We start from the raw sequence: 12,765 nt of genomic DNA on the forward strand, positions 1-12,765 counted from the left end.
AGATGACGTTCATGAATTTTCTTACGTTAGAAAAGGATTATTTACAAGTTTTAAAAGAATGGAGAAGGGATTTTCACAAATTTCCTGAACCAGGTTGGTTAGAGTTCCGCACTTCTGCAATAATCGCCGAAAAACTCAAATCTTGGGGATATGATGTATATGTAGGGAAAGAGATTGTTAACGGTATTTCATTAGGTGTACCAAATCAATCATTAGAACAGGCATTTTATCAAAAAGCGGTACAAAGTAATGTTTCATCAAAATGGTTAGAAAAAATGGAGGCTGGTAAAACCGGTGTGATAGCTACCTTCGACACAGGTATTGAAGGACCGACGATTGCTTATCGTGTCGATATAGATGCGCTTCCTATTCTTGAATCAGCAGATGAAGATCACATGCCTGAAAAATTAAATTTCCGTTCTGAAAATGAAGGGTTTATGCATGCTTGTGGTCATGATAGTCATGCAACAATTGGATTAGGGTTGGCACAACAATTAATGGAAAGAAAAGCAATGCTTCGTGGAAAGTTCATTATTATTTTCCAACCTGCAGAGGAAGGTGTAAGGGGAGGAAGTGCTATCGTTTCTTCTCCATTGTTAGAAAATATTGATTATTTATTTGCCCTCCATATTGGAACGGGTGTACCAAAAGGGACATTTGTTGCAGGAGTAGATGGTTTTTTAGCGACATCGAAATTTGATGTAACGATTAAAGGTGTTGCCGCCCATTCGGGAATTAATGCTGAAAGAGGAAAAAATGCTTTGTTAGCCAGTGCTCAAGCAACACTCGCATTACATAGTTTGCCTCCCCATAGTGAAGGGGTAGCACGTGTGAACGTCGGAACGTTACAAGCTGGAAGTGGACGTAATATTATCCCGTCTTTAGCAAAAATGGAATTGGAAATTCGCGGAGAAACAACAGCGATTCATGACTTTTATGAAAAACGTGTTCAAGAGATTTTCAATGGGATACGAGCAATGTATGATGTTGACATTCAAGTAGAAAAAGTAGGATATGCGTTAAATATTCCTTCAGATCAAAAATTGGCCAAAACGTTAAAGGAAACGGCTAAATTCCAATCGGCGATTCATGAGATTGTCGAGTATAAAGAATTTAATTCCGGTTCTGAAGATGCAACGTTTTTAATGAAGCATGTACAAGAACAAGGTGGATTAGCATGTTACTCCATTATTGGGACAACGTTAGCTGCAGATCATCATCACGAAAAATTTGATATTGAAGAAGATGATATGCTTGCAGCCCTTGAAATTTGGTTAAACGTGCCATTCAAAATTTATGAGGAGATGAAAGAGAATGGCTAACATAGTAGAAGAGGTTGAAAATCTATATGACCAATATGAAAAGGAATTGATTCATCTTTCTGATCGTATTTGGGAACATCCTGAAACCCGTTTTAAAGAAACAGAATCTGTTAAAGTATTCACCAACTATTTACGTCAAATCGGATTCGAAATTGAAATGGGTGTAGGTGGCATCGACACGGCCTTTGTTGCAAAATATGGTACAGAAGGTCCGGTTATTGGAATATTAGGTGAATATGATGCCCTCCCTGGGTTAAGTCAAAAAGCGGGCAGTCCGATAAGAGAACCGCTAGTTGAAGGTGGAAATGGTCACGGTTGCGGTCATAATCTACTTGGCACAGCTGGCATAGGAGCGGTTGTCGTATTAAAGGAGTTAATTGACAAAGGAGAAGTCGAAGGTCAAATTCACTACTTCGGATGCCCTGCCGAAGAAGGTGGCTCAGGTAAAACCTTTATGGTCCGTGAAGGGGTATTTGATTATGTCGATGTGGCATTAACTTGGCATCCGAACTCTTTTACAAGTGTATTTAATTTTTCTTCCCTTGCAAACTATCAAGTATATTTTGAGTTTGAAGGGATCGCTTCCCATGCAGCAAATTCTCCCCATTTAGGAAGAAGTGCATTAGATGCGGTTGAATTAATGAATGTTGGGGTGAACTATTTACGGGAACATATTTCGAAGGATGCAAAAGTCCATTATGCGATTACGAACTCTGGTGGGATGTCCCCAAATGTCGTTCAAGCGGAAGCTGAAGTTTTATATTTAATCCGTGCTAATACAATTCAAGAAGTAGATGAGATTTATAAACGAATTGTGAAAATTGCAGAGGGCGCTGCATTAATGACTGAAACGAAAGTAAAAGTAAAATTTGATAAAGCATGTTCGAATTATATCCCTAATGATACGATCAACCAAATTATTTATAAAAAATTACAGTTAGTAGGGTTACCTACGTATAATGAGGCTGAATTGGAGTATGCGAGGAAAATGGCTGAAACGATTAGTCCAGCTGAATTTTCTAGTGCCTTGGATGAAATTAAAACGATGTCTGAAGATAACCCAGTGGTAAAGGAAAAGGGGAGCGAATCCGTATTTTATCCTGTGGTGGTTCCTTACCAAAAGTCAAAGGCGTCAATGGCAGGTTCTACCGATGTAGCAGATGTAAGTTGGGTCGTACCAACTGCCCAATTTTTTGCAACTTGTTTTGTACTAGGGACACCGCTTCATAGTTGGCAGCTTGTCTCTCAAGGTAAAACGGGTCTTGCCCATAAAGGGATGATTTATGCAAGTAAAGTAATGGCACTAACTGGTTTAGAGCTTTTACAAAACCCTGAATTAATTGAGCAAGCGAAAAAAGAGCTACAAGAACAAGTAAAAGATACATATATTAACCCGATACCAAAAGAAATTGTACCAAATATGTACGGTTAATAAATGGGAAAAGAGCTGGTTTAGTTAAGAATACTAAACCAGCTCTTTTAATGAAAAATTATAAAAAACCAGTCAACATATTTTGACTGGTACCCATCTCTCTATAATTTAACAACATTTGAAGCTTGGGGGCCTCGGTTACCTTCTACGATATCGAATGATACCGCTTGCCCTTCTTCCAATGTACGAAATCCTTCTTCTTTAATGCCAGTGAAGTGAACGAAAACGTCTTCACCATCGTTACACTCAATAAAACCGTAACCTTTTTCGTTATTGAACCATTTCACTTTTCCTTGGTGCATAGAGGCGTTCTCCTCCTATTCCATAGTAATGGCATCTTTATTATGAAGCTTGTTACGAATTAAAATATACATTATTATAAAAATAGTGTCAACATTTTGACATTTTCGTAAATAAATGAAATGGAAAAATGAGGAATAGAACTGTACAATTCGTAAAAATATATTGTATAAATTCTTTCAACTTTCTTTTAGGATATTCAATAATCTCTATTTTTAAGCAGTTTTCAGGATAGAAAATACTTAAGTTGTAAGTAGATAGAAAGGAGGGGTATGTTGGAAGATTTTATCATTTTATTTTTATTTGCCATTACATTACATAATTTAGAAGAAGCATTATGGTTACCAACTTGGTCCCAGCATAGTTCTAAATTTCATAGACCAGTTGGGAAAAATGAATTTCATTTTGCAGTAATTGTCATAACTTCATTAGCATATTTGTCTTCTTTCCTTTATCTGTGTTACCCAAATTTGACTTTCATTAAATATATTTTAATTGGTTTCCTCGGTTCTATGGTAGTGAATGCTATTTTTCCTCATTTGCTTGCGACAATTTTATTAAAACGATATGCACCTGGTGTTGTAACTGGAGTATTATTGAACATACCCATCAATAGTTTGATTATCCTTCGATTTATTCAAGGAAACGAAATAACGATTACCGGTTTAATTTTATCAACAATCATTGTTGGTATCGTATTGCTAAGTCTCATTCCTGTTCTATTTAAAGTGGGAAAACCGATTACTCAACAAATCTATTGATATAATCATTTATGAAAATGAAAGCCGCTTACTCCAAAAAAGGTATAAGCGGCTTTTACCTTCTTATTGTTTAAATAACAGCAAATAAATAAAATAAGGGGCACCAATAACTGAAATAACAATACCTACTGGCAATTCAACAGGGGCTAATAGTACCCGTCCGATTGTATCTGCTACTAAAACTAATAATGCTCCTAGACATAAACTAATCGGAATAATTCGACGATGGCTTGCTCCAACAAGTTTTCGTGCCATATGGGGAGCGATTAGTCCAACGAACGTTATACCACCACCAACCGCTACACAAGCGCCTGCTAACGCTACGGAAACAAATAGCAGTAGTCGTCGTTCCTTTTCTACGGATATACCGACCGCAATGGAAGGCACTTCACCTAATGTTAACAAATCTAAAGTACGAGATTTATAAATTACAAATGGTATAAGAATCATTAACCATGGAATGATGGCCCATACATAGGTCCAAGTAGACCCCCAAATCGTTCCTGATATCCAAATGAGCGCTTTTGTAAAATCGGCTGGTTCCATTTTCAATTGAAAGATGGTTAATCCGGCACTAAAAGCTGCATTAACACCTATGCCGACAAGGATCATTCGCGTTGGTTTTATTGTCCCTTTTTTCCACGCTAGCAAATAAATAATGAGCGCAGCGCTAAAAGCACCAAAGAGTGCAATTAAGGGCATTAAAAACACCGAAACCCAAGATTGATAAAATACGTTTCCTTGAATGAAAAACATATAGAACACAACCATAAATCCTGCACCGGAATTAATGCCAAGAATTCCTGGGTCAGCTAAAGGATTTCTTGAAATGCTTTGTAATATAGCACCAGAAACCGAAATACCAGCTCCGACTAATATGGCCATTATAATACGAGGTAATCGAAAATTAACTATTGTTAACTCATCAGAATCGGTTCCTTGTCCAATGAAGGTTTTTAGTACATTTTGAAAAGGAACTTCTATGTATCCGGCGTTGATACTAATAAATATCATGACAAGAATAAGTACGACTAAGCTGCTGATATAAAGGGTGAAAGGGATTTTTTTCTTTAATATTTGCATTATAAACCTCTCCCATCTTTCCGGGCTAAATATAAGAAAAATGGAACTCCTATTAGTGCAGTGACAGCTCCTGCAGGCGTTTCAAAGGGATCATTAATAACCCTACCTACAATATCAGCTACAAGTAAAAGTGCGCCTCCAAAGATTGCGGACATAGGGATAATCCATCGATAATCAACACCGACAATGATTCGAACGATATGGGGAACAATTAATCCGACAAATCCAATCATTCCTGCAATTGATACGGCTGTTCCTGTTAAAATGAGTACGGCAATCGTACTGAGTATTCGAACAAAGTTCGTTTTTAACCCAAGTCCTTTTGCTACTTCATCCCCTAAACTTGCAACAGAAATAGAACGAGAAAGAAGGATTGCAAGAATAATCCCTCCGGAAATGAGCGGAACAGCAATTTGAACATGAATCGGTTGAATACTACTAAGTCCACCAGCATACCAATAACTCATATCTTTTGATATATCAAATTTCAAACCTATAGCGGTAGATAAGGCACTTAATAGGGATGTAATGGCTGACCCAGCTAATGCTAATTTAACAGGGGTTATGCCCCCTTTTGCAATAGAAGTAAATAGAAATACAAGACCAACACCTAAACCTGCACCTACTAAAGCACCGATAACAATGGCCGAATAAGAAGGGTCACGGAAAATGGCAAAAACGATCGCAACAAAAAATGTTGCTCCGGCAGTAACGCCCATAATAGAAGGGGAAGCTAAAGCGTTACGAGTAACTCCTTGCATAATCGCACCTGAAACTGCAAGGGCAGCCCCTACAAAAATGGCAGCAATTGCCCTTGGAATTCTTAGTTGATGAATCAATATATGATTTGAATCGGAAGCATCATACTGAAATATAGATTTCCAAATTGTAGAATAGGTGATGTCATTAGCACCGAAACGAATGGAAAGAATGACTGCTAATAGAATGATGATAAGTCCGATTAAAAAACTTCCAATTTTAATAAATAGATTTCTTTCAGCCATTTCAAAAAAACTCCTACATAATCATATTGACAATCGTTCTTGATTACTGTAATTTTAATGAGAATGATTATCAATGTCGAATTATATCACATTTTTAGGAGGATGAAAATGTCAATTCACTTATTTAATAAGAAAAAAGTAGGGTTAATTTGTGCTAGCTTATTAGCATTATCATTAGCAGCATGTGGAAATGACTCTTCAAGTTCAGAAGACAATACAACGACAAAAAAAACGGAGCAGACTGAAACAACCGGATCCGAAACAAGAACCGTTACAGACGCGTTAGGAAACGAGGTTTCCATTCCGAATGAACCAAAACGTGTCATTGCTTCTTATTTAGAAGATTATTTAGTCGCTTTAGGTATAACGCCAGTAGCCCAATGGAGTGTAGGAGATGGAGCAAGCATCCAAAATTATTTACAAGATAAGTTAAAGGATATTCCTACGATTCCTCACGATTTACCTTTTGAATCAGTACAAAGCTTCGAACCAGATTTAATTTTAATGGATTCTGCTTCTATGGTAGAAGGAGATAAATACGCCCAATATAATAAAATTGCCCCTACATATGTAGTTGGTAAAGAAAATGATAATAACTGGCGCGATGAATTGAAAGTCGTTGGTGAAGTTTTTGGTAAAGAGAAAGAAGCTCAAGCAGTTTTAGAAGAATATGATCAAAAAGTAGCAACTGCTAAAGCTGAAATAGAAAAAGCAGTAGGGAAACCTTCAGTAGCGGCTATTTGGTTAGTAGGGGGAAGCTACTATATCGTTTCTGACAAATTATCTAGTGGTGCAGTAATGTATGAAGATCTAGGCTTAGAAGTGCCTCCTGTAGTAGAAGAAATTTCTGCTAGCGGAACAGCAAGTTGGAATGCCGTTTCTTTAGAGAAATTAGTAGAATTAGATGCGGATTACCTATTCTTAATCAATAGTGATAATACTGAAAATCCAAACGCGGTAAGTGATGCTTTATGGAATACAATCCCGGCGGTTAAAGAAGGTAATGTTTTCTCCTTCTCAGCAGAAACAGCTTGGTTATATACAGGACCAATTGCGAATTCACAAATTGTAGATGATATTGTAACATCACTAACGAAATAGTAGGGATAGTTTGAAAAAATGACTTCCATTGGGAGTCATTTTTTCATTCAAACTGCTATTAAAGAAAATACTATTTTGTATAATAAGATAATAGGTTATTTAATAAAAATTTTTTATTCATAATAATAAAGGTGATGACATGAAGATTAGGCAATTGAATGAAAGAGAACAGGCACCTATGGAATTGTTGCTTTTAGCCGATCCTTCTGAAGAGCTAGTTCATGATTATGTAAAACGGGGATATTGTTTCGTAGCGGACAGTGGGGAAAAGATTATAGGTGTTTATGTATTACTCCCAACAAGACCTAAAACGGTAGAATTAGTTAATGTTGCCGTTTCTGAAGAACAACAAGGTAAAGGAATAGGAAAACAATTAGTATTAAATGCCATACAGGTGGCCAAATCAATGGGTTATCAAACAATTGAACTTGGTACAGGAAATTCAAGTATTAATCAATTAGCCCTTTATCAAAAATGTGGTTTTCGAATCGTTAATATAGAGATAGATTTTTTTGTTAAACATTATGAAGAAGAAATCTATGAAAATGGAATTCAATGTAAAGATATGATTCGATTATCAAAGGATTTATAATTCCTAAAATAGTAAAAGTGAAGAAAACAAATGATTTCCATGATTTTCTTCACTTTATAGAACTACATAGGTTTGGGTATAGTTGATTTTATAGAAAACATCGTCCATTGATAAGTCTCGCCACGTAACTACTCCAATATAGTTTGAATTTTTACTACGCATCATCCAATAAGTAGCAATAGATTTTATATTGTCTTGAGAAGAAAGTATCCTTTTTTCTTTCCACTCCGCTTCAATCATTTTTTAATCTTTTTCTTCTGTGTAAAGTAAATGTACAAATAGAAGCCAAATAATAGAGTTATACTAATTAAAATATATAATGTTAGATCCTCACTCGTTGGAAATTTTATTCCAATATACCATGTTTTTTTAAACGAAATCTAAATTTTCATGTAACTTCCAACTAATTTTTAAGTCAAATGGTAAAAAGGGGTCCATATTGATGAAGTTTAAAATATTCATTTGTTCATTATTAGCCATTTCGTTTCTATTCAATTTAACGAGAACGTCAAGTTATGCATGTTCCTGTGTACAACCAGAGTCTCCACAAAAGGAATTAAATGGACGGGACTTTGTTTTTTCAGGAAAGGTAAAGAGTATTATGGATCCAAATGAACACGCTATTATAAAATCGTCTGCCGATTTACTAGAAATTCATCTCAAAGTGAATGAGACGTGGAAAGGGATAGATGAAACGGAAGTAATCGTCTTTACGGAGCGGGAATCAGCGAGTTGCGGTTTTTCATTTACAGCCAATGAAGACTATTTAGTATATGGTGATAATGAGAATGGAAAAAAGAAAGTAATTAGTTGTTCAAGAACAACTCCTTTAGTTGATGCATCAGCTGACATTCATGAACTAGGTGAAGGGGAAAAACCTGCAAAAATTGTAAACCTGAATGAAAACGATAGAGACGGGGGAATAACAGCCACTTCAATCATTATCGGTTTATCATTAGGTGCATTAATGATTATTTTTATAACATATTTCATTACAAATAAAAGGAAAAATTCCAAATAATATAGTGGGGAGTCATCTATAAAGGTGCTCCTCTTTTTGTATGCAACTTAAATCTCTTCAATTGTACGGATTTTTTATAAAAATATTTTTCTCATTCTAGATATCAATAAATATTGATTTTATCACGTTTATAAAGGGTTTTTTACACTATTAAAATATGACATTTTGTTGAATTTGAAATTTTAGTATAGCTTAAACGGTTCAAATGTGACATACTATAAAAAGTTTTAAATGATATTTTATATGGAATGGTTTACGATAAAATAAAAGATGGAACCGATTACATATGGTTTTTTCTTTTTATGAAATATGTAACCGATACCATATTGTGTTTTACTTTTTTGAAATGGGTGATGATGAGTGCCGACGATTAGTGATGTTGCAAAACTTGCCAAAGTATCGGTTGCGACGGTTTCTAGATTTTTAAATGACAGCGGATACGTAGGGAAAAAATCAAGAGAAGCGATAAAAAAAGCGATTCAAGAATTAGACTATGTCCCTAGTGAAGTAGCACGGTCGCTTTCAACAAAACAATCGGATATTATCGGACTTATTATTCCAGATATTAAAAATCCCTTTTTCCCCGAGTTAGCTAGAGCAGTAGAAGATACTGCCTTTGAATATGGTTATACTGTCATATTGTGTAATTCGGATGAAAATGAATTAAAGGAAAAACATTATTTTCAAACTTTGACAAATAAATATGTAGCAGGAATTATACTGACTTCTATTTTTGATCAAGGAACGAACTTTAAAAAATTAAAAATTCCAATGGTTGCTTTAGATAGACCATTAGAAATCAATATACCGACTGTTACAACGAATAATATAGAAGGTGCAAAGCTAGCTACACAATTTTTAATTGATAAAGGTGCGACTTCATTGTTATGTGTTGGCGGTCCAAAGGAAATTCGCTCTTCTAAATTACGAGTTGAAGGGTTTCAAGAAATAATTAAAGAATACCCAATTGATTCACATATTATTGAAAGTCCCTATGATTTTGAAACAGCCGAAACAATTATTTTCGATTATTTAAAACATAATCCGACTATCGATGGTATTTTTGCCTGTAGTGATGCATCAGCAATAGGTGCGTTAAAAGCGATTCATAAATTAAATTTATCCGTACCTGAAGATATTCAAATTGTAGGTTTTGATGGGATACAAATGGGGAAAGTTGTATCTCCGAGTTTAACAACGGTTGCACAAAATATTTATCAATTAGGTCAAGCTGCAGCGAAAATGTTAATTCATCAAATAGAAGGTAAACCATTGGAAAATACATCCGTATGTATTAATCCGAAGCTTATAGAGCGAGAAACAACTCGAAAGGAAAGAACGTAAATGATTACAATAATTGGTAGCATCAATATGGATATTGCTATCCAGACAACTATTTTTCCAAAACAAGGTGAAACGGTATTAGGAAATTTATTTACAACGATTCCAGGTGGAAAAGGTGCGAATCAAGCAGTGGCGGCTGCTAGACTTGGAAGTGATGTACAAATCATTGGAGCGGTAGGTAAAGATGCCTTTGGTAAAGAACTTTATATGAATTTAAAAAATGAAAATGTTCATGTTGACGGCATTCAAAAAACGGACAATTCAACGGGGATTGCCAATATATTATTGCATAACAATGATAATCGTATCATTGTCGTTCCAGGTGCCAATTTTGATGTGGATCAAAAGATGATCGATGCCAATTTGGAGTTAATTAAACAAAGTGCCTTAGTCATGTTGCAGTTAGAAATTCCTGTTGAAACGATTGAGTACGTGCTGAAAGTTTGTGAGGATTTGGCTATTCCTGTTTTATTAAACCCAGCACCTGCCGCTAATTTTAAACAAGAGTGGATCGATAAAGTTTCCTACTTAACACCGAATGAAACTGAGTGTGAAGTTATGTTTGGCGAAGATTATGAAACCGTTTTAAAACAATACCCAAATAAAATAATCGTCACGTTAGGTGGAGAAGGGGCAGCCTACTTTGATGGGAATCAAATTATTCGAATAGCTGGTTATAAAACGAAGGCCGTTGATACAACAGGCGCTGGAGATACATTTAACGGTGCCTTTGCCCATGCCATTATAGAAGGAAAATCAATTGAAGAAGCCGTACGATTTGCAAACATAACTGCATCCCTTTCAGTTGAAAAGTTTGGAGCTCAAGGTGGTATGCCTCGAATAGAGGATGTAATGATCCGTTTGGAGGAAATGAAATGAAAAGACATGGCATTTTAAATCGAGAATTAGCTGGACATTTTGCTAAATTAGGTCATACTGATCGAATTGTTATCGCCGATTGTGGATTGCCAATACCGAAAGAGGTACCGTGTATCGATTTGGCTTATAAATTAGGCGAACCAACATTCCTCTCCATTTTAGAAGTCGTTTTAGATGACTTGATTGTTGAAGCAGCGGTATTGGCGGAAGAGATTCAAAGGAATAATGAAAAGGTTGCAAAAGAAGTAGCAAGTAGCTTATCAAATATTTCCTATGTAACCCATGAAGAGTTCAAAGAGCTAACTAAAGAGGCGAAATTAATCATTCGGACAGGAGAAACAACTCCGTATGCCAATGTGATTTTACAATGTGGCGTTATTTTTTAAAGGACACAATAAAAGTTAAAAAATAAAAGTAGGTGATTTTGCATGATTGAAATGTCTGGCATTACAAAAGCATTCAGTGGAAACGTTGTTTTAAATAATGTGCAATTTGAATTAGCGGATGGCGAAATTCATGCATTGATGGGTGAAAACGGTGCTGGGAAATCAACGATGATGAAGATTTTAAGCGGTATTTATACAAAGGATGCCGGTGAAATCAAAGTAGATGGACAAGTAGTCAATTTTAAATCACCTAAAGATGCAGAAAAGCTTGGAATTATTGTTATCCATCAAGAACTAAATATGTTGCCCGATTTAACAGTGGCACAAAATTTATTTCTTGGAAAAGAATTAACATACGGGAAAACCGGTATTTTAAAAACTCGTCAAATGGAAAAAGAGGCAACTCAATTACTTTCAAAATTAGGATTGAACATAAATCCGAAAACTCGAACTGGAGACTTATCCGTTGGGAAACAACAAATTATAGAAATCGCAAAAGCAATTGCAAGTAATGCGAAAGTAATTGTCATGGATGAGCCGACTGCCGCACTAACGGATCGGGAAATTGAAACTTTATTTCAAACGATTCGTGAGTTAAAAGCGAAAGGGATTTCCTTTGTTTATATTTCCCACCGTATGGAAGAGATTTTTGCCATTTGCGATCGAATTACGATTTTACGTGATGGTCAATATGTTGGGGTTCGGAATATTCCTGAAACGAATTTTGATGAAATTGTGGCTATGATGGTAGGTCGTCAGCTTGGGGAACGCTTCCCGGTAAGAAAAAGTGTCATCGGTGATACGAAATTAGAAGTACGAAACTTAACTGTCAATGGTTTATTCCACAACCTTTCCTTCGAATTACGAAAAGGTGAAGTACTTGGTGTTGCTGGCTTAATGGGAGCTGGTCGCACAGAAGTAGCTCAAACTCTATTTGGTTATCGAAAGGCTAGTAGTGGGGATATTTTAATTGATGGAAAAAAAGTGAATATAAAGTCGCCCATCGATGCTATGAAACATGGTATCGGGTTTGTAACAGAAGATCGTAAAACACAAGGATTAGTTTTAGATTTTTCGATTAAAGAAAATATTACGCTAACAAACCTTAATAAATGTGCTTCATCAGGCATTGTCAATCAAACGAAAGAAAATTCGATGGTTGCAAAATATATCGAAGAATTAAAAATTCGAACTTCTGGTCCAGATCAAAGGGTGAAGTCTTTGAGCGGTGGGAATCAACAAAAGGTAGTACTTGCTAAATGGCTCGGTACAGAACCAGATATTTTAATATTAGATGAACCGACTCGCGGAGTAGATATCGGTGCAAGAAAAGAAATCTATCATATTATTAATCAATTAGCAGAAGCGGGAGTAGCTATTTTGATGATTTCTTCTGAATTACCGGAAGTTATCGGTATGGCGGATCGCGTTATTGTTATGCAAGAAGGAAAGTTAACTGGTGAAGTTAAGAAAGAACAAATGACACAAGAGATCATTATGCAGTACGCAACAGGAGGAGAAAAAGTTGTCCAATCATAAA

General features: G+C 35.7%; 13 protein-coding genes. 10 read left to right on the forward strand and 3 right to left on the reverse strand.

The window, feature by feature from the left end; all coding sequences use genetic code 11:
• Nucleotides 1–11: 11 nt before the first annotated feature.
• The gene (locus tag MHH69_RS07325) at nucleotides 12–1,322 is read left to right on the forward strand and encodes an amidohydrolase (protein ID WP_341362017.1); all 1,311 of its coding nucleotides are present in this window, start codon (nucleotides 12–14) and stop codon (nucleotides 1,320–1,322) included.
• Nucleotides 1,315–2,754 carry a M20 family metallopeptidase gene (locus MHH69_RS07330; protein ID WP_341362018.1) on the forward strand — a complete coding sequence of 480 codons (1,440 nt, stop codon included), beginning with the start codon at nucleotides 1,315–1,317 and terminating at the stop codon, nucleotides 2,752–2,754. Before MHH69_RS07325 ends, MHH69_RS07330 begins: the two co-directional genes overlap by 8 nt.
• Before the next feature lie 101 nt (nucleotides 2,755–2,855).
• On the opposite strand, the gene MHH69_RS07335 is transcribed toward MHH69_RS07330, so the two are convergent.
• A complete protein-coding gene (locus tag MHH69_RS07335) occupies nucleotides 2,856–3,056 on the reverse strand; it encodes a cold-shock protein (RefSeq protein WP_122970966.1) in 201 nt (66 codons plus the stop codon).
• Nucleotides 3,057–3,326: 270 nt separating this feature from the next.
• Between MHH69_RS07335 and MHH69_RS07340 the strand changes: the two genes are divergently transcribed.
• Nucleotides 3,327–3,815, forward strand: a complete 489-nt coding sequence (locus MHH69_RS07340; protein ID WP_445954565.1) for an HXXEE domain-containing protein — start codon at nucleotides 3,327–3,329, stop codon at nucleotides 3,813–3,815.
• A gap of 63 nt (nucleotides 3,816–3,878) precedes the next feature.
• Here MHH69_RS07340 and MHH69_RS07345 read toward each other — a convergent pair whose 3' ends face one another.
• The gene (locus tag MHH69_RS07345) at nucleotides 3,879–4,898 is read right to left on the reverse strand and encodes a FecCD family ABC transporter permease (RefSeq protein ID WP_122970968.1); all 1,020 of its coding nucleotides are present in this window, start codon (nucleotides 4,896–4,898) and stop codon (nucleotides 3,879–3,881) included.
• Nucleotides 4,898–5,902 (reverse strand): FecCD family ABC transporter permease, encoded by a 1,005-nt coding sequence (locus MHH69_RS07350; protein ID WP_122970969.1) that lies wholly within the window; start codon nucleotides 5,900–5,902, stop codon nucleotides 4,898–4,900. The genes MHH69_RS07345 and MHH69_RS07350 overlap by 1 nt, the downstream gene beginning before the upstream one ends.
• 108 nt (nucleotides 5,903–6,010) lie before the next feature.
• Between MHH69_RS07350 and MHH69_RS07355 the strand changes: the two genes are divergently transcribed.
• From MHH69_RS07355 to MHH69_RS07385, 7 genes are all read left to right on the forward strand, one after another.
• Nucleotides 6,011–7,003, forward strand: coding sequence for an ABC transporter substrate-binding protein (locus tag MHH69_RS07355; protein ID WP_174232644.1), 993 nt, complete (start codon nucleotides 6,011–6,013; stop codon nucleotides 7,001–7,003).
• Between the two features lie 139 nt (nucleotides 7,004–7,142).
• Nucleotides 7,143–7,595: a GNAT family N-acetyltransferase gene (locus MHH69_RS07360; RefSeq protein ID WP_122970970.1), complete on the forward strand. Its 453-nt coding sequence runs from the start codon at nucleotides 7,143–7,145 to the stop codon at nucleotides 7,593–7,595.
• Nucleotides 7,596–8,037: 442 nt separating this feature from the next.
• The gene (locus MHH69_RS07365; RefSeq protein ID WP_122970972.1) at nucleotides 8,038–8,616 is read left to right on the forward strand and encodes a hypothetical protein; all 579 of its coding nucleotides are present in this window, start codon (nucleotides 8,038–8,040) and stop codon (nucleotides 8,614–8,616) included.
• A gap of 360 nt (nucleotides 8,617–8,976) precedes the next feature.
• Nucleotides 8,977–9,960 carry a LacI family DNA-binding transcriptional regulator gene (locus MHH69_RS07370; RefSeq protein WP_122970973.1) on the forward strand — a complete coding sequence of 328 codons (984 nt, stop codon included), beginning with the start codon at nucleotides 8,977–8,979 and terminating at the stop codon, nucleotides 9,958–9,960.
• Nucleotides 9,961–10,839, forward strand: coding sequence for a ribokinase (gene rbsK / locus MHH69_RS07375; RefSeq protein WP_341362020.1), 879 nt, complete (start codon nucleotides 9,961–9,963; stop codon nucleotides 10,837–10,839).
• On the forward strand, nucleotides 10,836–11,225 hold the full coding sequence (rbsD, locus tag MHH69_RS07380) for a D-ribose pyranase (RefSeq protein WP_122970975.1): 390 nt from the start codon (nucleotides 10,836–10,838) through the stop codon (nucleotides 11,223–11,225). Before rbsK ends, rbsD begins: the two co-directional genes overlap by 4 nt.
• A 42-nt stretch (nucleotides 11,226–11,267) precedes the next feature.
• Entirely contained in the window at nucleotides 11,268–12,764 is a 1,497-nt protein-coding gene (locus MHH69_RS07385; protein ID WP_122970976.1) for a sugar ABC transporter ATP-binding protein, read from the forward strand.
• Nucleotide 12,765: the final 1 nt, after the last annotated feature.

The organism is Ureibacillus sp. FSL E2-3493 (assembly GCF_038077515.1).
In the GTDB taxonomy this organism is placed as follows: domain Bacteria; phylum Bacillota; class Bacilli; order Bacillales_A; family Planococcaceae; genus Ureibacillus; species Ureibacillus halotolerans.